Source organism: Chromobacterium sp. Ag138 (assembly GCF_055181315.1).
Window position 1 is genome coordinate 2,235,541 of record NZ_JBUPWA010000001.1, and the last position, 21,704, is coordinate 2,257,244.

General features: G+C 65.6%; 20 protein-coding genes, 1 rRNA gene and 3 other annotated features. Of the genes, 11 read left to right on the forward strand and 10 right to left on the reverse strand.

Translation table 11 applies throughout. The features are described from left to right. Positions 1-114 precede the first annotated feature (114 nt). The 3 genes from ACY3GB_RS10280 to ACY3GB_RS10290 are packed head-to-tail and all read left to right on the forward strand — an operon-like array spanning position 115 to position 1,557. Positions 115-675, forward strand: a complete 561-nt coding sequence (locus ACY3GB_RS10280; protein WP_021476103.1) for a YqgE/AlgH family protein — start codon at positions 115-117, stop codon at positions 673-675. After that, entirely contained in the window at positions 659-1,099 is a 441-nt protein-coding gene (gene ruvX / locus ACY3GB_RS10285; RefSeq protein WP_463088641.1) for a Holliday junction resolvase RuvX, read from the forward strand. Before ACY3GB_RS10280 ends, ruvX begins: the two co-directional genes overlap by 17 nt. After that, a complete protein-coding gene (locus ACY3GB_RS10290) occupies positions 1,099-1,557 on the forward strand; it encodes a DUF3592 domain-containing protein (RefSeq protein ID WP_463088642.1) in 459 nt (152 codons plus the stop codon). The genes ruvX and ACY3GB_RS10290 overlap by 1 nt, the downstream gene beginning before the upstream one ends. A gap of 219 nt (positions 1,558-1,776) precedes the next feature. Here the strand turns inward: ACY3GB_RS10290 and ylqF are convergent, their stop codons facing one another. The 7 genes from ylqF to ACY3GB_RS10325 form a co-directional block, all read right to left on the reverse strand. Next, entirely contained in the window at positions 1,777-2,718 is a 942-nt protein-coding gene (gene ylqF / locus ACY3GB_RS10295) for a ribosome biogenesis GTPase YlqF (RefSeq protein WP_463088643.1), read from the reverse strand. A gap of 3 nt (positions 2,719-2,721) precedes the next feature. Next, the gene (locus tag ACY3GB_RS10300) at positions 2,722-2,934 is read right to left on the reverse strand and encodes a DUF3820 family protein (protein WP_463088644.1); all 213 of its coding nucleotides are present in this window, start codon (positions 2,932-2,934) and stop codon (positions 2,722-2,724) included. Between the two features lie 202 nt (positions 2,935-3,136). Continuing rightward, on the reverse strand, positions 3,137-3,481 hold the full coding sequence (locus tag ACY3GB_RS10305; protein ID WP_463088645.1) for a DUF4870 family protein: 345 nt from the start codon (positions 3,479-3,481) through the stop codon (positions 3,137-3,139). A gap of 14 nt (positions 3,482-3,495) precedes the next feature. Next, positions 3,496-4,035 (reverse strand): hypothetical protein, encoded by a 540-nt coding sequence (locus ACY3GB_RS10310; RefSeq protein ID WP_463088646.1) that lies wholly within the window; start codon positions 4,033-4,035, stop codon positions 3,496-3,498. 336 nt (positions 4,036-4,371) lie between these two features. Beyond that, the gene (locus ACY3GB_RS10315; protein ID WP_463090933.1) at positions 4,372-5,991 is read right to left on the reverse strand and encodes an electron transfer flavoprotein-ubiquinone oxidoreductase; all 1,620 of its coding nucleotides are present in this window, start codon (positions 5,989-5,991) and stop codon (positions 4,372-4,374) included. A gap of 101 nt (positions 5,992-6,092) precedes the next feature. Further along, positions 6,093-7,283 (reverse strand): CaiB/BaiF CoA transferase family protein, encoded by a 1,191-nt coding sequence (locus ACY3GB_RS10320; RefSeq protein WP_463088647.1) that lies wholly within the window; start codon positions 7,281-7,283, stop codon positions 6,093-6,095. 216 nt (positions 7,284-7,499) lie between these two features. Further along, entirely contained in the window at positions 7,500-8,687 is a 1,188-nt protein-coding gene (locus ACY3GB_RS10325; RefSeq protein WP_463088648.1) for an acyl-CoA dehydrogenase, read from the reverse strand. Positions 8,688-8,820: 133 nt separating this feature from the next. Between ACY3GB_RS10325 and ACY3GB_RS10330 the strand changes: the two genes are divergently transcribed. Then, on the forward strand, positions 8,821-9,591 hold the full coding sequence (locus ACY3GB_RS10330; RefSeq protein WP_463088649.1) for an IclR family transcriptional regulator: 771 nt from the start codon (positions 8,821-8,823) through the stop codon (positions 9,589-9,591). Positions 9,592-9,651: 60 nt separating this feature from the next. Here the strand turns inward: ACY3GB_RS10330 and ACY3GB_RS10335 are convergent, their stop codons facing one another. Together ACY3GB_RS10335 and argB are read right to left on the reverse strand one after the other, a co-directional pair. Further along, complete coding sequence (locus tag ACY3GB_RS10335) at positions 9,652-10,086, reverse strand: CBS domain-containing protein (RefSeq protein ID WP_463088650.1); 435 nt, start codon at positions 10,084-10,086, stop codon at positions 9,652-9,654. 97 nt (positions 10,087-10,183) lie between these two features. Continuing rightward, the gene (gene argB / locus ACY3GB_RS10340; protein ID WP_463088651.1) at positions 10,184-11,053 is read right to left on the reverse strand and encodes an acetylglutamate kinase; all 870 of its coding nucleotides are present in this window, start codon (positions 11,051-11,053) and stop codon (positions 10,184-10,186) included. 176 nt (positions 11,054-11,229) lie between these two features. Between argB and ACY3GB_RS10345 the strand changes: the two genes are divergently transcribed. The 7 genes from ACY3GB_RS10345 (at position 11,230) to ACY3GB_RS10375 (ending at position 20,763) form a co-directional block, all read left to right on the forward strand. Then, positions 11,230-11,895, forward strand: a complete 666-nt coding sequence (locus ACY3GB_RS10345; RefSeq protein ID WP_463088652.1) for a TetR/AcrR family transcriptional regulator — start codon at positions 11,230-11,232, stop codon at positions 11,893-11,895. Further along, positions 11,892-12,959, forward strand: coding sequence for an efflux RND transporter periplasmic adaptor subunit (locus ACY3GB_RS10350; protein WP_463088653.1), 1,068 nt, complete (start codon positions 11,892-11,894; stop codon positions 12,957-12,959). The genes ACY3GB_RS10345 and ACY3GB_RS10350 overlap by 4 nt, the downstream gene beginning before the upstream one ends. Positions 12,960-12,969: 10 nt before the next feature. Further along, positions 12,970-16,059 carry an efflux RND transporter permease subunit gene (locus ACY3GB_RS10355; RefSeq protein WP_463088654.1) on the forward strand — a complete coding sequence of 1,030 codons (3,090 nt, stop codon included), beginning with the start codon at positions 12,970-12,972 and terminating at the stop codon, positions 16,057-16,059. Then, the gene (locus ACY3GB_RS10360; protein ID WP_463088655.1) at positions 16,056-17,399 is read left to right on the forward strand and encodes a TolC family outer membrane protein; all 1,344 of its coding nucleotides are present in this window, start codon (positions 16,056-16,058) and stop codon (positions 17,397-17,399) included. The genes ACY3GB_RS10355 and ACY3GB_RS10360 overlap by 4 nt, the downstream gene beginning before the upstream one ends. 181 nt (positions 17,400-17,580) lie before the next feature. Beyond that, positions 17,581-18,846 (forward strand): 4-aminobutyrate--2-oxoglutarate transaminase, encoded by a 1,266-nt coding sequence (gabT, locus tag ACY3GB_RS10365; protein WP_463088656.1) that lies wholly within the window; start codon positions 17,581-17,583, stop codon positions 18,844-18,846. A 71-nt stretch (positions 18,847-18,917) separates the two neighbouring features. After that, positions 18,918-20,378 (forward strand): NADP-dependent succinate-semialdehyde dehydrogenase, encoded by a 1,461-nt coding sequence (gene gabD / locus ACY3GB_RS10370; RefSeq protein ID WP_463088657.1) that lies wholly within the window; start codon positions 18,918-18,920, stop codon positions 20,376-20,378. Positions 20,379-20,538: 160 nt separating this feature from the next. Next, the gene (locus ACY3GB_RS10375) at positions 20,539-20,763 is read left to right on the forward strand and encodes a hypothetical protein (RefSeq protein ID WP_463088658.1); all 225 of its coding nucleotides are present in this window, start codon (positions 20,539-20,541) and stop codon (positions 20,761-20,763) included. Positions 20,764-20,855: 92 nt separating this feature from the next. Here the strand turns inward: ACY3GB_RS10375 and rrf are convergent. Then, positions 20,856-20,970 (reverse strand): 5S ribosomal RNA (gene rrf, locus ACY3GB_RS10380). 136 nt (positions 20,971-21,106) lie between these two features. Further along, positions 21,107-21,372 (reverse strand) — a sequence feature (23S ribosomal RNA rRNA prediction is too short). A gap of 19 nt (positions 21,373-21,391) precedes the next feature. Continuing rightward, positions 21,392-21,551, reverse strand: a sequence feature (23S ribosomal RNA rRNA prediction is too short). A gap of 20 nt (positions 21,552-21,571) precedes the next feature. Continuing rightward, positions 21,572-21,704: a sequence feature (23S ribosomal RNA rRNA prediction is too short), on the reverse strand.

Sequence of the window (21,704 nt, forward strand, 5' to 3'; positions counted from 1 at the left end):
CGAGATTAGGGCGAATTGTTCATTTTATCAGGCCGCCGCCGGCGACGCTCGCGCCGGCGAAAACGACAAAATGCCGCTAGCCAGCCGGCATGGCAGTTGTGCCATAATGGCCGTATGGAATCCTTATCGCTGTCCCATCACTTCCTGATCGCCATGCCCGGCATGGGCGACCCGCTGTTCGCCAAGTCGCTGGTCTATCTGTGCGAGCACGGCGAGCACGGCGCCATGGGCCTGATCATCAACAAGCCGTCCGGCATCGCCATGGCCCAGCTGTTCGACCAGATCGACCTGCCATTGGACGACGAAGACACCCGCACCGGCCTGGTCTACTTCGGCGGCCCGGTGCAGCCGGACCGCGGCTTCGTGCTGCATCAGCCGGCCGACAACTGGCAGTCCAGCCTGATGGTCACCGACGACATCGCGCTGACCACGTCCAAGGACGTGCTGGTGGCGGTGTCCGAGGGCAAGAAGCCGGAAAAGCTGCTGATCTCGCTCGGCTACGCCGGCTGGTCGGCGGGGCAGCTGGAAAAGGAAATCGCCGACAACGGCTGGCTGACGGTGCCGGCTGAGCCGTCCATCGTGTTCGACCTGCCCTACGAAGAACGCTACGACGCCGCCATGGCGCTGCTAGGCTTCGATCCCTCCCTGCTGTCGTCGGATGTCGGCCATGCCTGAAGGTTGCGCATTGGCTTTCGATTTCGGCGAGCGCCGCATCGGCGTCGCCGTCGGCGATACGATTCTCGGCATTCCCCACCCCCTGGCCACGATAGACACCGCCGTCACCGACGAGCGCTTCGCCGCCATCGCCAAGCTGATACAAGAGTGGCAGCCCCGGCAACTGGTGGTGGGCCTGCCCATGCACCCGGACGGCGAAGAGCATGAGCTGTCCGCGCTGTCGCGCCGTTTCGCCAACCGGCTGAAGGGCCGTTTCGGCCTGCCGGTATGGCTGGTGGACGAGCGCTACACCTCGGTCATCGCCGAACAGCTGCTGGAAGAAGCCGGCGTCAAGAAAGGCCGCAAGCAAAAGCCGGCGCTGGACCAGGTGGCCGCCCAGGCCATCCTCGCCGGCTGGTTCGAGCAGCCGGGCACCGCCGTCTGATGCCGTTAAAGTTCATCTCCTTGCTGTTGATCGCCATCGGCATCGCCGGCTTCTGCTGGCTGTGGCGCCAGGCGCAGCTGGCCAACGCGGCGCAAGACTGGCCGATCGCGGCCGGCGCGGTCGAGCGCAGCGAGGTGGAATGGCGGCAGCGCCGCGGCGGCGATCACAGCGACCAGCGCGAATACCGCGCCGACGTCGTCTACCGCTATCAAGTCAACGGCCAGGCCTATCGCGCCGGCAACATCCGCATTCCCGACGCCGGCTTCGGCGGCAGCCAGGCGCTGGCGCAGAACACCGCCAACCGCTACCCCGTCGGCGCCGCGGTGCAGGTGCGCTACAACCCGGCCAAGCCGCAGCAAGCCTGCCTGGAAGCCGGCGCGCACTGGAGCGTGCGGGCCGGCCAGCTGCTGACGCTGTTGTTCGCCGCCGCCGGGGTCGCCCTGTTGATCCGGGGCTGAAGCCCTGCCCCGGCCAGCCCGCCGCCCTCATCCCTTCTGAAATTTTGCGCACGTTTTGGTTTTGTTGGAAGCGATGCCGCGCCGACCGGCAGATCGCGTCGCATACGCTGGGCGACGATCCTCACAGCAATCCGGCGCAGGCCGGCGAGGCGGCGGCCGATAGCGCCTGATCCATCGCGCCGCCAATAAAAAAGCCCGGATGCTCCGGGCTTTTTGATGTCAACGGCTGCCTTGCTTGCGGCCTTCTTTCTCTTTCAGCTTCTCTTCCCGCAAAATGGCGCGCTCGGCGGCGAGAACCTTGGCGCGCTTCTCCCACTCCAGCCATTCCGCCGGCCGCTCCAGCGTGATGCGGCCGGTCTGGCCGTCGCGGAAATCGGTCAGCACGATCTCGGCCGCCTTCTGCATATTGATGCGGCCGCCGGACAGCACCGCGCCGCGGCGCTTGCCGATCAGCTCCAGCGCCTGCCAGTCCTGCATGCCGTCCAGTTCCTCGTCGTCCAGCTTGTAGCGGGCGGCCAGTTCGGCGCGGTAATGGCGCAGCAGGTATTTCAGCAGCTCCAGCGCCACCTCTTCCTCGTCCATGGCGTTGCGGCCGACCGCGCCGCTGGCGGCCAGATTGTAGCCGCCCTCTTCCACTTCGATCTTCGGCCACAGCATGCCGGGGGTGTCGTACAGCTCGAAGTCGTCGGTCAGGATGATGCGCTGCTCGTTCTTGGTGACGCCCGGCATATTGCCGGTCTTGGCGATCTTGCGGCTGGACATGCTGTTGATCAGCGTGGACTTGCCGACGTTGGGAATGCCGCAGATCAGCACCCGCAGCGGCTTCTCCAAACCGCTGCGGTTAGGCGCCAGCGCGCGGCAGGCGGCGATCAGCCGCTGCGCCGGCGCGCGCTCGCCGGCGTCCATGCCCAGCGCCTCGGTCTGCTTCTTGGCGCGGTACCAGGCCAGCCACTGCTCGGTGATGGCCGGGTCGGCCAGATCCTGCTTGTTCAGTATCATCAGCCTGGGCTTGCCCTTGGCCATGCGCGCCAGCATCGGGTTGGCGCTGGACGCCGGCAGGCGGGCATCCAGCAGCTCGATGACGACGTCGATATCCTTCAGGCGCTCGGTGACATCCTTGCGCGCCTTGTTCATATGGCCGGGGAACCATTGGATTGCCATTGTTCAACGCTTTCTAATCGGGTCCAGCAGAAAAGTCAGACCATTGTGGTCCAGTTCGTGCATCAATTGCAGCAAGCGGCCGATCTCGCCCGGCGGAAAACCCTCGCGGGCGAACCAGTTCAGGTAGTTTCCCGGCAGATCGCAGATCAGCATGCCCTTGTGCTTGCCGAAGGGCATCACGCGGGTGGTCAGGGAGAGCAGGTCTTCGGCTTGCATGATGGCAGGTATAGATGAGGTTGGGCATTGTGCCAAAGACGGCGGCTTGCTGCCAGGCTTGACCGGGGACAAGCGGCGGACGGGTTTCGCTGCGCCGCCGTCGCCGGCGGTTTAGCATGGCGTCACAGCCATCCGCGCCGATCACCGGCCGCTTTTCCCGGTTCGCGCAGAGCCGTTTGCGGGCGCTTCGGCGCCCGCCTTTTCATTTCGCCGGCATAGCCTTGCGGTCGTTGAAGTACAAGAATCCCTTCACCACGCGATAGATGTACCACACCCACACCGCGAACAGCACCACGCCGCCCACCAGCATCCACAGCGTGGCGAAACCGACCACATAGCCCAGCAAAGCCAGCCAGAAGGTGCGGATCTGCCATTCGAAATGGCTTTCGTACAGCGTGCCGCGCACGTCGTCGCGCTTCACGTAGTTGATGATGACGCCGACCAGCGCGGTGACGCCGACCAGCAGGCTGACCGCTTGCAGGATATACACCGCCAGCGTCAGATTGTTCAGCTTGCGCTCGTTCTCGTCGTGAAGCTCCAGCTCCATGGGCATGCTCCTGTTCATTGTTCAGACAGTTCGGCAAAACGCGCCGCCAATCGTTCGCGGCAGCGCCGGCTGGCTTCGGCCACGCCGCCGCGCGGCAACGGGTGCGCGCGCCAGCCTCGCTGCGCGCCAGGCTCGCGCCCCGCCGGCAACAGCACCGGCAGCGCCGGCGAAAACGCCATGCCCCGCGCCTGGGCCAGCCCGCTCGCGCGGTGGTTGGCCTCGTCCAGCAGCGCCAGCTCGTCCAGCGCCAGCTCCACCTGCTGCCACTCCAGCAGCAGAATGCGCGCCGCCAGCCAGTCGGCGGGCTCGGCGACGCGGTCCGGCGTCCGCCCTTGCGGCCAGCCTCGCGCCAGCGCCAGGCGCAACGCCAGCTCGCGGATCTCCGGCAGCAGCGCTTCGGACAGGCAGCCGCCGGCCGGCAGCGGCCGCGGCGGTCCGGGACGATAAGCCAGCGCCTCGCCGTCGGTCGCCAGGGCGACCGGATACAGCGGCAGGTCCGCCTGGGGCAGGCTGCGGCTGGTGGCGAGTAAAAGGGCGTCGCTGACTTCGTTCATGGCACTGTCTCCTGGGTAAAAGCTTGCCGCCGCTCCGGAGACCATTTGTTGTGTGAGACTGAAATGACAAATGCCGCCGGTATTCGGCGGCATGGTCGGTAATCTGCTCGACGGCTTCGCGTATCTCGCTGCCGAGCCTATCCCTGGCGCCGCCGGGAGGGGCGGTACCAATAATAGGCGTGGGCGAAAAACACGGTTTTTTCTAGCATGCCGTCCATGCTGCCAACGATGGCCGCCGCCGTCAAGCCGTTGTTTCGCAAGACTTGCCGGCGATCAAAACAAAAAAGCCGGGTTTCCCGACGGAGAACCCGGCCTCTGGCGGCATGAAACGCCCGATCACATATTCGGATAGTTCGGCCCTCCGCCGCCTTCCGGCGTCACCCAGTTGATGTTCTGGGTCGGGTCCTTGATGTCGCAGGTCTTGCAGTGCACGCAGTTTTGCGCGTTGATCTGCAGCCGCGGCGCGCCTTCATCCAGGCCGACGATCTCGTAGACGCCGGCCGGGCAGTAGCGCTGCTCGGGGGCGTCGTACTGGGCCAGGTTGACCGCGATCGGCACCGACGCGTCCTTCAGCTTCAGGTGGGCCGGTTGGTCTTCGCTGTGGTTGGCGTTGGAGATGAATACCGACGACAGGCGATCGAAGGTCAGCACGCCATCCGGCTTGGGATAGGCGATCGGGCTGAATTCGTAGGCCGGGCGCAGCGCCTCGTTGTCGGCGTGCTTGTGATGCAGCGTCCACGGCGCGCGGCCGCGGAACAGGAAGGTGTCGATGGCCGAGTAGATCATCGCCGGCCACAGGCCCCAGCGGAACGACGGGCGGATGTTGCGCACCTTGTGCAGCTCGTCGCGGACCCAGCTTTGCTGGAACTTGGCCGAGTAGGCCTTGGCCTCGCCGCCCTGCGCCTGCGCGTCGTCGCCCAGCAGTTCGAACACCGCCTCCGCCGCCAGCATCGCCGACTTCATCGCGGTGTGGGTGCCCTTGATCTTGGGCACGTTGAGGAAGCCGGCGGTGTCGCCGACCAGCACGCCGCCGGGGAAGGTCAGCTTGGGCAGGCTCTGCAAGCCGCCCTCGGTCAGCGCGCGCGCGCCGTAGGACACGCGGCGGCCGCCTTCGAAGGTTTTCTTGATCGCCGGATGGGTCTTGAAGCGCTGGAACTCCTCGAACGGCGACAGATAGGGATTTTTATAATCCAGGCCGACCACGAAGCCGACCGCCACCAGATTGTCTTCCAGATGGTAGAGAAAGGAGCCGCCGTAAGTGGCGGTGTCCATCGGCCAGCCGACGGTGTGGGTGATGTGGCCGGGCTGGTGGTTTTCCGGCTTCACTTCCCACAATTCCTTGATGCCGATGCCGAAGGTCTGCGGGTCGGCGCCGTCGGTCAGGCGGAAGCGCGACAGCAGCTCCTTGGTCAGCGAGCCCCTACAGCCTTCGGCGAAGAGGGTCTGCTTCGCCCACAGCTCCATGCCCGGCTCGCCTTCCTGGTCTCCGTTCTTGCCGGTGCCGACATTGCCGGTGGCCACGCCCTTGACCGAACCGTCGGCATGGTACAGCACTTCGGCGGCGGCGAAGCCCGGGTAGATCTCCACGCCCAGGTTCTCGGCCTGCTGGCCCAGCCAGCGGCAGAAGTTGCCCAGGCTGACGATGTAGTTGCCCTTGTTGTGCATCTGCGGCGGGGTGGGCAGCTGGATGGACTCGGTCTCGGTCAGGTAGAGGAAACGGTCCGACAGCGCCGGCGTGTTCAGCGGCGCGTCCAGTTCCTTCCAGTTGGGCAGCAGTTCGGCCAGCGCGCCGGTTTCGATCACCGCGCCGGACAGGATGTGGGCGCCGATCTCGGAACCCTTCTCCAGCAGGCAGACGCTGATGTCGCGGCCCTGCTCGGCCGCCAGTTGTTTCAGACGGATCGCCGCGGACAGGCCGGAAGGGCCGCCGCCGACGATCACCACGTCGTATTCCATGTATTCGCGTTGCACCGTTTCTCCTTTGCGCCCGCTGGACGGGTTTGATTTTCCGGACATCATGCTATGAAGATGTCACGTCGTCAAAATCAAACAAGCGTTTAAACGGTGCCATTGTTGCGCAATGCGACAATGTCCGAATCCACATAACCCAACGCGCGCAAGATCTGCTCAGTATGTTCTCCCAGAGCGGGAGGGGCTAGATTGTACTCGACCGGCGTGCCGGAAAGTTTGATCGGACACCCTACCAGCGGCACTTGCTGTCCGGCGGCGTCGCGCATTTCCAGTTCCATTTCCCGCGCCTGCGCCTGCGGGTCGGCGAATGCCTCGGCCACATTGTTGATCGGGCCGCAGGGCACGCCGGCCTTATCCAGCGCCGACAGCCAGTAGTCGCGGCCATGGTGGCGGAAGGCCTGGGCCAGCAGCGGCACCAGTTGCACGCGATGGGCGACCCGCTGCGGATTGGTCGCGTAGCGCGGATCGCGCGCCCACTGCGCCTGTCCGACCAGCCGGCACACTTCGGCGAACTGCTTGTCGTTGCCGCAGGCCAGGATGAAATGGCCGTCGGAGGCGGCGAACACCTGGTAGGGCACGATATTGGCGTGGGCGTTGCCCAGCCGAGGCGGCACATTATGCCCGACCAGCCAGTTGGAGGCGACATTGGCCAGCATCGCCAGCGAGCAGTCGAACAGCGCCATGTCGATATGCTGGCCGGCGCCGGTGCGCTCGCGGGCGATCAGCGCCGCCTGCACCGCGTTGGCGGCGTACAGGCCGGTGAACAGGTCCGACACCGCCACGCCCACCTTGTGCGGCTCGCCGTCGGCCGGACCGGTGATGCTCATCAGGCCGGACATGCCCTGCACGATGTAGTCGTAGCCGGCCAGGCTGGCGTAAGGGCCGGTCTGGCCGAAACCGGTGATCGAGCAGTACACCAGCTTGGGATTGATGGCCTTCAGACTGTCGTAATCCAGCCGGTACTTCTTCAGTCCGCCCACCTTGTAGTTCTCCAGCACCACGTCGGCGTCGGCCACCAGCTTGCGCACGATGTCCTGGCCGGCAGGCTGGGAGATGTCCACCGTCAACGAGCGCTTGCCGCGGTTGGTGCACAGGAAATAGGCGGCCTTGCCGTCCGGCAGGCTGGGCGGCGCCCACTGCCGGGTGTCGTCGCCGCTGCCCGGCTTCTCTATCTTGATCACTTCCGCGCCCAGATCGGCCAGCAGCTGGCTCGCCCATGGCCCCGCCAGCACCCGGCTCAGATCCACCACCTTGATACCCGACAACGCTCCTGCCATCGCGCTTCCCTCCCCCGCTCGGATGTCGATGATGCGCCCGTTCGCGGCGCTCGCCGCCGCACGGCGCTTTCAGTGTAGCAATCGCTGATATTCCAGACACTGTCCCTTACCCGGCGCGCAATGCGTTCCGGCAAAAAAAGTGGCCCGGCGAGGCCGGGCCAACAAAGGACAGACAGGAATCAACGGCGCGGCCGGCCCTCCGGCCGCGCCGGCTTATCAGGCAAATGCCTGAATACCGGTCTGGGCTCGGCCCAGAATCAGGGCATGCACGTCATGCGTGCCCTCGTAAGTGTTGACCGCCTCCAGATTCATCACATGGCGGATCACGTGGAATTCGTCGCTGATGCCGTTGCCGCCGTGCATGTCGCGGGCGACGCGGGCGATGTCCAGCGCCTTGCCGCAGTTGTTGCGCTTGATCAGCGAGATCATTTCCGGCGCGGCGCGGCCTTCGTCCATCAGCCTGCCCACCTGCAGCGCGGCCTGCAGGCCGAGCGCGATCTCGGTCTGCATATTCGCCAGCTTCAGCTGGATCAGCTGGTTGGCGGCCAGCGGCCGGCCGAACTGCCGGCGGTCCAGCGTGTACTGCCTGGCGGCGTGCCAGCAGAACTCCGCTGCGCCCATCGCGCCCCAGGCGATGCCGTAGCGCGCCTTGTTCAGGCAGCCGAACGGGCCTTTCAGGCCCTTGACGCCGGGCAGCAGCTGCTCGTCCGCCACCAGCACGTCGTCCATCACGATTTCGCCGGTGATCGACGCGCGCAGCGAAAACTTGCCGTGGATGGCGGGCGCCGACAGCCCCTTCATCCCCTTCTCCAGGATGAAGCCGCGGATCTCGTCGTCGTCGTCCTTGGCCCAGACCACGAACACGTCGGCGGCCGGACTGTTGGTGATCCACATCTTGCTGCCGGACAGCAGATAGCCGCCGTCCACCTTGCGGGCGCGGGTCTTCATGCTAGCGGGGTCGGAACCGGAGTCAGGCTCGGTCAGGCCGAAACAGCCCAGCCATTCGCCGCTGGCGAGCCGGGGTAGGTATTTGTCCTTCTGCGCGTCGGAGCCGTAGGCCCAAATCGGGTGCATCACCAAGCTGGACTGCACGCTCATCGCCGAGCGGTAGCCGGAATCCACCCGCTCCACCTCGCGCGCCACCAGGCCGTAAGCCACATGCGACAGGCCGGCGCAGCCGTAGCCTTCTATCGTGCAGCCGAGGAAGCCCAGCTCGCCCATCTCGTTGATGATTTCGCGGTCGAAGCGCTCTTCGCGGTTGGCGGTCAGCACCCGCGGCAGCAGCCGCTCCTGGCAATACTCGTGCGCGCTCTGCTGCACCAGCCGCTCCTCGTCGGTCAACTGGTCCTGCAACAGCAAGGGATCTTCCCAAGCGAACGAGGCGCGCTGCGTGGATGCTGCCATCTGCTTTCTCCCACTTTAGTTCCGCATTGCGGAATTAGATTTCACCATGCAGAATAGACTAAACACTCTGCCGCGCGCTTGTAAAGCGATTTACCTGTCATGCGGCAAATTCTTTGTCGCGATGGGGAACAGGATGCAACAGGAAGAAGACCGCCAATTCGTCACCGCGCTGGCGCGCGGTCTGGAGGTGCTGGCGGCGTTCCGCTCCGGCGAGGGATCGCTGTCCAATCAGGAGCTGGCGCGCCGCACCGGGCTGCCCAAGTCCACCGTGTCGAGGCTGAGCTACACGCTGACCCGGCTGGGCTACCTGCAACAGGAAGGGGAAAGCGGCCAATACAAGCTGGGGCTGGCGCTGCTGGCGCTGGGATCGGCGGCGCTGGCCGGCTACGACGCGCGCGCGGCGGCCGCGCCGCTGATGCGCGAGTTCGCGCTGGCCAACAATGTGTCGGTCAGCCTGGCGCTGCGCGACGGCAGCGACATGGTGTATCTGGAAACCTGCCGCAGCCAGGCCCGGGTGTCGGTGCAGCTATCCACCGGCTCGCGGGTGCCGCTGGCCACCACCGCGATCGGCCGCGCCTACTTCGCCGGCTTGCCGCCGCAGGAGCGCGAGGCGCTGCTGCCGCTGTTGGCCGAGCGCTACCGCGGCGACTGGCCGGCGCTGCGCTCGCGGCTGCTGCAGGCCTGCGCCGACTACGGCGTCCACGGCTACACCGCGTCCTTCGGCGAATACGAGCCCGACGTGATGGCGGTGGGGATCCATCTGCCGGCGCTGCTGCCCGGCCAGCCGGCGATGGCGCTCAATGCCAGCGGCCCGGCCTTCGCCTTCGACGAGCCGGCGATGCGCGAGCGCGTGGCGCCGGCCTTGCGCGCGCTGCGCCAGCGCATCGCGCCGATGCCCGGCTGAGCGCGCCAACGACAACGGCCCGCTCAAGGCAGGCCGTCTTTAAGAAACCGCGTGGCGGCGTCAGGCGGACTGGATGTAATGGACCAGATGGTTGATCACCTGCTCCTGCTCTTCTATGGTCGCCCGCACCAGATCGCCGATGGACAGGATGCCGAGCACGGTCTGATCCTCCATTACCGGCAGATGGCGGATGCGCTTCTCGGTCATCAGCGCCCGGCACTCGTCCAGCGTCTGCTGGGGCGTCACGTACACCACGCGGCTGGTCATGATGTCGCGCACCTTGGTCCCGGCCGAGGTCCGCCCCTGCAGCACGATGCGGCGGGCGTAGTCGCGTTCGGAAAAGATGCCGACGATGTCGCCGGACTCCATCACCAGCACCGCGCCGATGTCGTTTTCCGCCATCACCTGCAGCGCCTGGAACACGGTGCTGTCCGGCGTCACGTACACCAGGGCCCGGTTGGGCTTGCTGTCCAGAAATTGCTTCACGGTCTGCATGCTGCCTCCCCTTATGAGCCGCCGCGGCTACGCGCGCGGCATGCCATCACTATAGCCCAGCCCCGCCGCCGGCTCCACGTCTCCCGGATAACCGGCCTCAGGCGCGGATCATGGTGCCGACACCGGCCGCGGTGAGGATTTCCAGCAGCAGCGCGTGCTTGACGCGGCCGTCGATGATGTGGACCGCCTGCACGCCGTTCTTGGCGGCGTCCAGCGCCGAACTGATCTTGGGCAGCATGCCGCCGGAAATGGTGCCGTCGGCGAACAGCTCGTCGATGCGCTGCGCGGTCAGGCCGGTCAGCAATTGCCCCTGCTTGTCCAGCACCCCCGGGGTATTGGTCATCAACACCAGCTTTTCCGCCTTCAGCGTCTCCGCCAGCTTGCCGGCCACCAGGTCGGCATTGATGTTGTAGGCTTCGCCGTCGACGCCGACGCCGATCGGCGCCACCACCGGGATGAAATCCTGGCTGTCCAGCAGCGACACCAGCGACGGGTCGATGGACTCGATCTCGCCCACCTGGCCGATGTCCACCGCCTCGTCGCCGTCGGTCTTCAGGAACAGCTTGCGGGCGCGGATGAAGTGGCCGTCCTTGCCGGTCAGGCCCACCGCCTTGCCGCCGTGCTTGTTGATCAGCGACACGATCTCCTTGTTCACCAGGCCGCCCAGCACCATTTCCACCACGTCCATGGTTTCGGCGTCGGTGACGCGCATGCCCTGGACGAACTCGCCCTGCTTGCCGACGCGCGCCAGCAAGTCGTTGATCTGCGGGCCGCCGCCGTGCACTACCACCGGATTCATCCCCACCAGCTTCAACAGCACCACGTCCTTGGCGAAGCCTTCCTTCAGCGCTTCGTCGGTCATCGCGTTGCCGCCGTACTTGATCACGATGGTCTTGCCGGCGAACTGGCGGATGTAAGGCAGGGCCTCGGCCAGGATGTTCGCCTTTTCGGCTGCGTCTGTTGCCACTTCATTTCTCCTTGCTAGCGGATCGCTTTCGCCCCTTAACGGCTGGCCGGCGATTTTGGATTACGGTGTTGCATTTTAATCACGCCAGTTACTGAACTGTAATTTATTAATTGCCGATCCCTGGCCAAAAGGCCTACAGTGCCGACATTACTGAACATGCATTCAGAAAGAACGCGATGGGAGAGACCGGCACCAGCCGCTGGCAACGCAAGAAGAACGCCAGACCCAGCGAGATCCTGGACGCAGCGCTGACGCTGTTCGTCGAAAAAGGCTATCTCGCCACCAAGATGGAAGACATCGCCCGCGCCGCCGGCGTCACCAAGGGCACGCCCTATCTGTACTTCCAGAACAAGGAAGAGATTTTCAAGGCGGTGGTGCGCGAAACCATCGTCGCCCGCGTCCACGCGATGAGCGCGCAGCTGGCCCAGCTGCAAGGCATCGGCAGCAGCGAGCTGCTGTTCCTGGCGCTGGAGGACTGGTGGACCCACATCGGCTCCACCCGCGCCGCAGGCCTGTGCAAGCTGATGGCGGCCGAGGCCACCAACTTCCCGGAACTGACACGCTTCTACTACGAAGAAGCCATCCTGCCGGCCCGCCAGCTGCTCGGCCACATCATCCAGCGCGGCATGGACAGCGGCGAGTTCCGCCCGGTCCATCTCGACTACGCGATCGACTCGCTGACCGCGCCGATGATGATGACCATGATCCTCAGCCATTCCTTCGCCCTGGTGCCCGGCTGTTGCGACAGCATCAAGGACAACCCGCTCGAATTCCTCAAGACCTCGCTGCGGCTGACGCTGCAAGGCATGCATCAGCCCGCGCCCCAGGACGCCCGCCCATGAAACATCCGCTTCCACTCGGCCTCGCGCTCATCGCCGCGCTTGGCCTTTCCGCCTGCCAGGACAAGACCGCCGCGCCAGAGGACATCCGCCCGGTGCGCTATGCGACAGCCGGCGGCCACGCCGAAATCGGCGGCGACAGCTACGCCGGCGAGATCCGCGCCCGCCACGAGACCCAGCTCGCCTTCCGCGTGGCCGGCAAGGTGGTGGCCAAGCTGGTCAACAGCGGCGAACGGGTGAAGAAGGGCCAGCCGCTGGCGCGGCTGGATCCCAGCGACTACCAGTTGGACCTGGCGGCCAAGCAGGCGCAGCTGGCGGCGGCCGAGTCCGACCTCGCCCAGCAGCAGCTCAACCTGAAGCGCTACCGCGAGCTGCTGGCCAAGCAGTTCATCAGCCAGGCCCAGGTCGACGCGCAGCAGAACGGCGTCAACGCCACCCAGGCCAAGGTCAACCAGGCGCGCGCCGCCCTGTCCGCCAGCCGCAACCAGACCGGTTACGCGACGCTGACGGCCGACGCCGACGGCGTGGTCAGCCAGATGCAGGCCGAGCCCGGCCTGGTGGTGGCCGCCGGCCAGCCGGTGGCCCGGCTGTCGCAGGATGGCGCGCGCGAAATCGCCATCCAGGTGCCGGAAAACGCGCTGGAGGCGGTGCGCAAGGCCGGCGCATTCCGCGTGACGCTGTGGAAGGGCGGCGCGCCGCTGGAGGGCAGGCTGCGCGAGCTGGCCGCCGACGCCGATCCGGCCACCCGCACCTACCCGGCGCGGATCGCGCTGGCCGGCGACAGCCATGCGCTGCAGCTGGGCATGACCGCCACCGCCACCCTGCCCGCCCGCGCCAGCAGCGAGCTCAAACTGCCGCTGACCGCGCTGCTGGACCTGCAGGGCAAGCAATACGTGTGGACGATAGACGGCCAGACCCTGCGCGTCAGCCGCAAGCCGGTGGCCGTGGCGTCGATAGACGGCGACGGCGCCGTCATCGCCTCCGGCGTCCGTCCGGGCGACAAGGTGGTCACCGCCGGCGTGCACCTACTGCGCGAAGGCCAGCGCGTCAAGCTGCTGGAACAGTGAGGACGCGCCGATGAAGAAACTCAATCTGTCCGAATGGGCGCTGGGCCATCAGGCGCTGGTGCGCTACCTGATGATCATGCTGATGCTGGCCGGCGGCTGGGCCTATACCCAGCTGGGCCAGAAGGAAGATCCGGAATTCACCTTCAAGGCGATGCTAGTGCAGGCCAACTGGCCCGGCGCCTCCACGCTGGAAATGGAGCAGCAAGTCACCGACAAGCTGGAGGAAAAGCTGCAGGAGATGGGCGAGATCGACTACGTGCAGAGCTACACCAAGCCGGGCGAAAGCCTGATGGTGGTGTCGCTGCGCGAGGACGTGCCGCCCAAGAACGTGCCGCAGCTGTGGTATCAGGTGCGCAAGAAGCTGGGCGACATCGCCTACACGCTGCCGTCCGGCGCGCAGGGCCCCTTCTTCAACGACGAGTTCGGCGACACCTTCGGCAACATCTACGCCTTCAGCGGCGACGGCTTCAGCTACGAGGAGCTGCGCCAGTACGCGGAAGCGGCCAAGAAAGAGCTGCTGCGCACGCCGGACGTGGCCAAGGTGCAGATGCTGGGCAAGCAGGAGCAGCGCATCTACGTCGACCTGTCCAGCGCCAAGCTGGCCAGCCTGGGACTCGACAGCCGCGCCATCTGGCAGGCGCTGCAGCAGCAGAACGCGATGACGCCGGCCGGCACCTTCGAAACCGCCAGCGACCGCATCTGGGTGCGCCCCACCGGCAAGTACGATTCGGTGGCGGCCGTGGCCGCGACGCCGGTCAGCGTGGGCGACCGCACCTTCAAGCTGGGCGACATCGCCGCCGTCTCGCGCGGCTACATCGACCCGCCGGCCACCAGCGTGCGCTTCAACGGCAAGCCGGTGCTGGCGCTGGCCATCAGCATGAAGAGCGGCGGCGACGTGCTGAAGCTGGGCGCCAACCTGGACCAGGCCATCGCCCGCATCAAGGGCAAGCTGCCGCTGGGGGTGGAGATCCACGCGGTGTCCGACCAGCCCAAGGTGGTGCACGACGCGGTGGGCGAGTTCATGCGCTCGCTGGTGGAGGCGGTGGTGATCGTGCTGGCCGTCAGCTTCTTCAGCCTGGGCCTGCGCACCGGCGTGGTGGTGGCGCTGTCCATCCCGCTGGTGCTGGCGATGACCTTCCTCGCCATGTACTTCTTCAACATCGACCTGCAGCGCATCTCGCTGGGCTCGCTGATCATCGCGCTGGGCTTGCTGGTGGACGACGCCATCATCGCGGTGGAGATGATGGCGCTGAAGCTGGAACAGGGCTGGAACAAGTTCCAGGCCGCCACCTACGCCTATACCAGCACCGCCTTCCCGATGCTGACCGGCACGCTGATCACCGCCGCCACCTTCCTGCCGGTGGGCCTGGCCAAATCGATGGCCGGCGAATACGTGTTCAGCCTGTTCGCCGTGGTCGGCATCGCGCTGGTGCTGTCGTGGATCGTCGCGGTGGTGTTCACCCCCTACCTGGGCTACAAGCTGCTGCCCTCCCACGCCCATCACGGCGAGCAGCCCGACGTCTACCAGAAGCCGTTCTACCGCCGCTTCCGCGCGCTGGTGGCCTGGTGCCTGGACTACCGCAAGACGGTGATCGCCGTCACCCTGGGCGCCTTCATCCTGTCGCTGCTGGCGTTCAAGCTGTTCGTCGCCCAGCAGTTCTTCCCCTCGTCCAACCGGCCGGAGCTGATGGTAGACATGTGGCTGCCGCGTGGCGCCAGCTACCACGCCACGCTGGAACAGGTGGAAAAGATGGAGAAGCTGGCCCGCGCCGACGCCAACGTGATCAGCGTCACCAGCTATGTCGGCAGCGGCAGCCCGCGCTTCTACCTGCCGCTGGACCAGCAGCAGCAGCACGTCAACTACGCGCAGCTGATGGTGATGACCCGCGACGAGCACGTGCGCGAGGACGTGAAGAAGCGGCTGGAGAAAATCTTCGACAACGACTTCCCGCTGGTGCGCGGCCGGGTCACCCGGCTGGAGAACGGCCCGCCGGTCGGCTACCCGGTGCAGTTCCGCGTGATGGGCCCGGACCACGGCCAGGTGCGCAAGATCGCCGACCAGGTGGAGGCGCTGGTTCGCAAGCAGCCGTCGACGCTGCACGTCAACCAGAACTGGGGCGAGCAGGTGAAGGCGCTGCGCATCGACATAGACCAGGACAAGGCCAGCGCGCTGGGCTTGAGCTCGCAGCAGCTGTCGCAGCAACTGCAGATGCTGATCTCCGGCTCAAGCGTCAGCGCCTACCGCGAGGGCGACCAGAGCATCGCCATCGTCGCTCGCCTCAATCCCGGCGAGCAGAAGAACGTCGCCGGCCTGGGCAATCTGATGGTGCAGACCGGCAGCGGCCACTTCGTGCCGGTATCGCAGATCGGTCACGTCCGCTACGAGCCGGAGGAAGGCATCATCTGGCGCCGCAACCGCTTGCCGGCGATCACCGTCAGCGCCGACGTGGTGGACGGCGTGCAGGGCGCGGACGTGTCCGGCCAGCTCTGGCCGCAGATGCAGACGCTGGAGCGCACGCTGCCGCTGGGCTATCACATCGAGGTCGGCGGCACGCTGGAATCCAGCGGCAAGTCGCAGAAAGCGATCGCCGCCGTCGCGCCGCTGATGATTGTTGTAGTTCTGACACTCCTGATGCTGCAGTTGCAGAGCTTCCAGCGCACGCTGATGGTGGTGCTCACCGCGCCGCTCGGCATGATAGGCGTCACCCTGACTCTGATCTTGTTCCGCGCGCCTTTCGGCTTCGTCGCGATGCTGGGCGTGATCGCGCTGTCGGGCATGATCATGCGCAACTCGGTGATCCTGGTGGACCAGATCGAGCACGACATCCGCGAGGGCATAGACCGCTTCGAGGCTATCGTCGGTTCCACCGTGCGCCGCTTTAGGCCCATAATGCTGACGGCATTGGCCGCCATTTTGGCAATGATTCCATTGACCCGCAGCACGTTCTGGGGTCCGATGGCGGTCGCCATCATGGGAGGACTGCTGGTCGCCACCGTGCTGACCCTGCTGTTCCTGCCGGCGTTGTACGCCCAATGGTTCCGCGTCGGACGCGACGAGCGGCAACTCCCTGCCCAACCGCAAGAACAAGAGCACAAATGAAGAACCACCGCCTATCCCTCATCGCCGCCCTGCTGATGTGCGGCGCCGCGCTGCCCGCCCAGGCCTTCGACCTGGTCGGCGCCTGGCAAGCGGCCCGCGACTACAACGCCGACTTCGCCGCCGCCCGCGCCCAGCGCGACGCCGGCCAGGAAAAAGCGGTGCAGGGCCGCAGCCAGCTGCTGCCGCAGGCCAGCCTCAGCGGCAGCTACAACTACAACAATCCGTTGCAGCCCAAGACGACGCAAGATGCCAATGGCCGGCCGATTTCCGACATGCATTACGAAAGCCACGGCTATAGCGCCAACCTGCAGCAGCCGCTGTTCGACATAGGCAAGTACACCGGCTACAAGAAGGGCAAGATCGGCACCGAACTGGCCGACACCACCTTCGACGCCGCCGAGCAGCAGCTGATCCTGGACATCGCCCAGGCCTATTTCGACGTGCTGCGCGCCCAGGACACGCTGGCCGCCACCCGCGCCAGCAAGAAGACCTACCAAAACCTGCTGGAACAAGCCAAGACCGCGTTCGAGGTCGGCACCGCCACCATCACCGACACCCACGAGGCGCAGGCCGGCTACGACGGCGCGGTGGCGCAGGAGATCAGCGACGCCAACAATCTGGAGCTGGCGCAGAACAATCTGAAACGACTGACCGGCCTGGAGCCGGCCGGCATCCAGACCGTGCGCGACCAACTGCCGCTGGTGCCGCCCAAGCCCGCCGGCCTGGAGGCCTGGGTGGACATGGCGCAGCGCAACAGCCTGAAGATCAAGGGCGCCGAGCAGAACCTGCAGCTGGCCGAACAGACCATCACCGAGAAGCGCGGCAATCACCTGCCCACGGTCAATCTCACCGCCGGCTACAGCGACAACATCAGCAACCAGCCCGGCACCCTTCCCAGCGCGCAGCATACCCGCGGCAGCCAGGTGGGCGTCACCGTCACCCTGCCCTTGTTCGCCGGCGGCGGCATCAACTCCCAGGTGCGCGAGGCGGTGGCCTTGCGCGACGCCGCGCGCGACCAGCTGGAGTCCACCCGCCGCCAGGTGAAAGAGGATGTGCGCAAGGCCTTCCTGGGCGTCACCAACGGCGCGGCGCTGGTGCGCGCGCAGCAACAGCTGCTGGTCTCGGCCAAGAGCAAGGTGGAGTCCACCCGCCTGGGCAAGGAAGTGGGCATCCGCACCAGCATCGACCTGCTGCAGGCGGAGCAGGCCTACTACACCGCGCTCACCACATTGGCCAACGCCAAATACAGCTACCTCACAGCGCGTCTGGCCCTGGCCCAATCCGCCGGCCAGCTGCAGCCGGATACGCTGGGCGAGGTCAATCAGCTGATCGTGCGCTGAGCCCAAACCTCTCGCGATAGAACGCCTGTGCCTCTTCCGCCACAGGCGTTTAATTTTTTAATGCATCTGTGGCTTTTTGCTAAACACCCTCATAGAATGATCCGCTGACGCGCCGTCTATCCCGGCGCCATATCGACCCGCCGCGGCGGCGCCACGATCGCCCGGCCCCGAGGAGATTTCCATGAGCCAGCAGCAACTGATGCAACGCAAATCCGACGCCACCCCGCGCGGCGTCGGCGTGATGTGCAGTTTCTTCGCCGAACGCGCCAAAAACGCGGAAGTGTGGGATACCGAGGGCCGGCGCTACATCGACTTCGCCGGCGGCATCGGCGTGCTCAACACCGGCCACCTGCACCCGAAAGTGGAAGCCGCGGTGGCGGAGCAGCTGTCCCGCTTCAGCCACACCTGCTACCAGGTGGTGCCGTACGAGTCCTACATCAGCCTGGCGGAAAAGCTCAACCAGCTGACGCCCGGCAACCACGCCAAGAAAACCGCCCTGTTCACCACCGGCGCCGAGGCGGTGGAAAACGCGGTGAAGATCGCCCGCGCCGCCACCGGCCGCCCCGGCGTCATCGCCTTCGGCGGCGCCTTCCACGGCCGCACGCTGATGGGCATGGCGCTGACCGGCAAGGTGGCGCCGTACAAGCTGGGCTTCGGCCCCTTCCCCTCCGACGTCTACCACGCGCCCTACCCGAACGCCCTGCACGGCGTATCGGTGCAGGATTCGCTGGCCGGCCTGGAAAAACTGTTCAAGTTCGACATCGACCCGGCGCGCGTCGCCGCCATCATCTATGAACCGGTGCAGGGCGAAGGCGGCTTCTACGCCGCGCCGGCCGAATGGGTGAAGGCGCTGCGCGAGTTGTGCGACCGCCACGGCATCCTGCTGATCGCCGACGAGGTGCAGTCCGGCTTCGCCCGCACCGGCAAGCTGCTCGCCAGCGAGCATTTCGACGCGGTGCCCGACCTGATCACCATGGCCAAGTCGCTGGCCGGCGGCTTCCCGCTGTCCGCCGTCACCGGCCGCGCCGAAGTGATGGACGCGCCGGCGCCGGGCGGCCTGGGCGGCACCTATGCCGGCAACCCGCTGGCGCTGGCCGCCGCGCACGCCGTGCTGGACGTGATCGACAGCGAAAAGCTGAACGAGCGCGCCCAGCGCCTGGGCGACGCGCTGAAGGAAAAACTGAACGGCCTCAAATCGGTCGTGCCGCAGATCGCCGAAGTGCGCGGCCTGGGCGCGATGATCGCCGTCGAATTCAACCAGCCCGGCAGCCATAATCCGGATCCGGACTTCGCCAAAAAAGTGCAGCAGCACGCGCTGGCCAACGGCCTGATCCTGCTGACCTGCGGCATCTACGCCAATGTGGTGCGCTTCCTGTTCCCGCTGACCATCGAAGACGAGGTCTTCGCCGAGGCGCTGGGCAAGCTGGAGGCGGCGCTGAAAGCCTGATCCACCCTCTACCCCATGCAAGCGGTCACGCCTGACGGCGCGTCCGCTCGCTTGCTCAAGGAATACCCGATATGTTGAACCTGCAAGACGCCAAGCTGCTCCGCCAGCAATGCTATCTGGACGGCCAATGGCTGGATGCCGACGGCGGCCAATCCATCGCCGTGCAAAACCCGGCCACTGGCGAAACCATAGGTCAAGTACCGAAAATGGGCGCAGCCGAAGCCGAGCGCGCGGTGGCCGCCGCCGCCCGCGCCTTCCCGGCCTGGAAAGCCAAAAGCGCCAAGGAGCGCGCCGCCATCCTGCGCCGCTGGTTCGACCTGATCATCGCCCACCAACAGGACCTGGCGGTAATCCTCACCTCCGAGCAAGGCAAACCGCTGGCCGAGGCCAAGGGCGAGATCGCCTACGGCGCCAGCTACATCGAGTGGTACGCCGAGGAAGCCAAGCGCGTCTACGGCGACATCGTGCCCGGCCCGGCTGGCGACCGCCGCGTGCTGGTCACCAAGGAGCCGATCGGCGTCACCGCCGCCATCACGCCGTGGAACTTCCCCAGCGCGATGATCACCCGCAAGGCCGCGCCGGCGCTGGCCGCCGGCTGCACCATGGTGGTCCGCCCCGCCAGCCAGACGCCGTTGTCGGCGCTGGCGCTGGCCGAACTGGCCGAGCGCGCCGGCATTCCGCCGGGGGTGTTCTCGGTGATCACCGGCGGCTCCAGCGAAATCGGCGCGGTGCTGACCGGCAGCGACACGGTGAAGAAATTCTCCTTCACCGGCTCTACCGAAGTGGGCCGCAAGCTGATCGCCCAATGCGCGGGCACGGTGAAGAAAGTCTCGATGGAGCTGGGCGGCAACGCGCCCTTCATCGTGTTCGACGACGCCGACCTGGACGCCGCGGTGGAAGGCGCGCTGATCTCCAAATACCGCAACGCCGGCCAGACCTGCGTCTGCGCCAACCGCATCTATGTGCAGGACGGCGTCTACGACGCCTTCGCCGACAAGTTCGCCGCCGCGGTGGCGACGCTGAAGGTAGGCAACGGCCTGGAAGCCGGCGTCAGCCAGGGCCCGCTGATCGACCACAACGCGGTAGCCAAGGTGGAAGAACACATCGCCGATGCGCTGGCCAAGGGCGGCCGCCTGATCGCCGGCGGCAAGCGCCACGCGCTGGGCCACACCTTCTTCGAGCCGACGCTGATCGCGGACGTCACCAGCAGTATGAAGGTGGCGCGCGAGGAAACCTTCGGCCCGCTGGCGCCGCTGTTCCGCTTCAAGACCGAGGAAGAAGCGATCCGTTTGGCCAACGACACCGAATTCGGCCTGGCCAGCTACTTCTATGCCCGCGACGTCGGCCGCATCTTCCGCGTCGCCGAAGGCCTGGAATACGGCATGGTGGCGGTCAACAGCGGCCTGCTGTCCAACGAGGCCGCACCGTTTGGCGGCGTCAAGCAATCCGGCCTGGGCCGCGAGGGCTCGAAATATGGCATCGAAGACTATCTGGAGATCAAATACGTGCTGCTGGGAGGGCTGGATCGCTGAGAGCCTCGGCATCGATCAACAGGATTCTTCCCCCTCCCCGCTGTCGAAACAGCGGGGATTTTTTACGTCCGCCAACGAAGACAGCGTATGAAATACAACCATATCGGCATACCCGACCAGCGGAGGTTTCGACAATGAAATCGATCTGCCGCACTTGCCGATGACGGTCAGCGACCATCAGGACAACGCTTTCGGCATTCAATGGCAGCGCTGCTGGCAGGATGCGCCCTATCCGGCACAGGCCAAACGGGTGCCGCACATCGCCTTCGAGGTCGAAGATCTGGCTCAAGCCCTGGAAGGACACAAGCTGCTGATCGCCACCACCAGCCCCAGTCCAGGCCTCACTATCGCCTTCATTGAGCTCAACGGCGCCAAAAATAGCTAAGCCCCGCCGGTCACCGGTCGGGGCTGGGGGGCGCATTTCGCGCGCGCAAAGCACAAAGCCCAGCTCGGTTGAGCTGGGCTTTGTTATGGGGCGTCTGGCGGTGTCCTACTTTCACATGGCGAATGCCACACTATCATCGGCGCTGAGGCGTTTCACGGTCCTGTTCGGGATGGGAAGGCGTGGGACCACCTCGCTAAGGCCACCAGACATAAACTGGCACAAACTTGAAGAAGCCTGGGCTGGTATTCAACCAGCCCGCATATATTCGGTATTTGATGTACGTCGCACATCCACTCTCGTCACTTAGCCTCGCTAAGCCACTCAAATGATAGGATCAAGCCTCACGAGCAATTAGTATCGGTTAGCTTCACGCCTCACAGCGCTTCCACACCCGACCTATCAACGTCCTGGTCTCGAACGACTCTTCAGGGAGGTCAAGCCTCCAGGGAAGTCTCATCTTCAGGCAAGTTTCCCGCTTAGATGCTTTCAGCGGTTATCTCTTCCGAACTTAGCTACCCGGCTATGCCACTGGCGTGACAACCGGTACACCAGAGGTTCGTCCACTCCGGTCCTCTCGTACTAGGAGCAGCCCCCGTCAAACTTCCAACGCCCACTGCAGATAGGGACCAAACTGTCTCACGACGTTTTGAACCCAGCTCACGTACCACTTTAAATGGCGAACAGCCATACCCTTGGGACCGGCTACAGCCCCAGGATGTGATGAGCCGACATCGAGGTGCCAAACACCGCCGTCGATGTGAACTCTTGGGCGGTATCAGCCTGTTATCCCCGGAGTACCTTTTATCCGTTGAGCGATGGCCCTTCCATTCAGAACCACCGGATCACTATGTCCTGCTTTCGCACCTGCTCGACTTGTCGGTCTCGCAGTTAAGCTACCTTTTGCCATTGCACTATCAGCACGATTTCCGACCGTACCTAGG

Coding starts and splice junctions, on each gene's coding strand:
- ACY3GB_RS10335 (WP_463088650.1), bottom strand. CDS start 10,086: ATGCAGACCGTGAAGCAATTTCTGGACAGCAAGCCCAACCGGGCCCTG.
- ACY3GB_RS10280 (WP_021476103.1), top strand. CDS start 115: ATGGAATCCTTATCGCTGTCCCATCACTTCCTGATCGCCATGCCCGGC.
- ACY3GB_RS10305 (WP_463088645.1), bottom strand. CDS start 3,481: ATGGAGCTGGAGCTTCACGACGAGAACGAGCGCAAGCTGAACAATCTG.
- gabT (WP_463088656.1), top strand. CDS start 17,581: ATGAGCCAGCAGCAACTGATGCAACGCAAATCCGACGCCACCCCGCGC.
- ACY3GB_RS10320 (WP_463088647.1), bottom strand. CDS start 7,283: ATGGCAGGAGCGTTGTCGGGTATCAAGGTGGTGGATCTGAGCCGGGTG.
- ACY3GB_RS10310 (WP_463088646.1), bottom strand. CDS start 4,035: ATGAACGAAGTCAGCGACGCCCTTTTACTCGCCACCAGCCGCAGCCTG.
- ACY3GB_RS10350 (WP_463088653.1), top strand. CDS start 11,892: ATGAAACATCCGCTTCCACTCGGCCTCGCGCTCATCGCCGCGCTTGGC.
- ACY3GB_RS10375 (WP_463088658.1), top strand. CDS start 20,539: ATGACGGTCAGCGACCATCAGGACAACGCTTTCGGCATTCAATGGCAG.
- gabD (WP_463088657.1), top strand. CDS start 18,918: ATGTTGAACCTGCAAGACGCCAAGCTGCTCCGCCAGCAATGCTATCTG.
- ACY3GB_RS10300 (WP_463088644.1), bottom strand. CDS start 2,934: ATGCAAGCCGAAGACCTGCTCTCCCTGACCACCCGCGTGATGCCCTTC.
- ruvX (WP_463088641.1), top strand. CDS start 659: ATGTCGGCCATGCCTGAAGGTTGCGCATTGGCTTTCGATTTCGGCGAG.
- ACY3GB_RS10355 (WP_463088654.1), top strand. CDS start 12,970: ATGAAGAAACTCAATCTGTCCGAATGGGCGCTGGGCCATCAGGCGCTG.
- ACY3GB_RS10315 (WP_463090933.1), bottom strand. CDS start 5,991: ATGGAATACGACGTGGTGATCGTCGGCGGCGGCCCTTCCGGCCTGTCC.
- ACY3GB_RS10330 (WP_463088649.1), top strand. CDS start 8,821: ATGCAACAGGAAGAAGACCGCCAATTCGTCACCGCGCTGGCGCGCGGT.
- ylqF (WP_463088643.1), bottom strand. CDS start 2,718: ATGGCAATCCAATGGTTCCCCGGCCATATGAACAAGGCGCGCAAGGAT.
- ACY3GB_RS10345 (WP_463088652.1), top strand. CDS start 11,230: ATGGGAGAGACCGGCACCAGCCGCTGGCAACGCAAGAAGAACGCCAGA.
- ACY3GB_RS10325 (WP_463088648.1), bottom strand. CDS start 8,687: ATGGCAGCATCCACGCAGCGCGCCTCGTTCGCTTGGGAAGATCCCTTG.
- ACY3GB_RS10290 (WP_463088642.1), top strand. CDS start 1,099: ATGCCGTTAAAGTTCATCTCCTTGCTGTTGATCGCCATCGGCATCGCC.
- ACY3GB_RS10360 (WP_463088655.1), top strand. CDS start 16,056: ATGAAGAACCACCGCCTATCCCTCATCGCCGCCCTGCTGATGTGCGGC.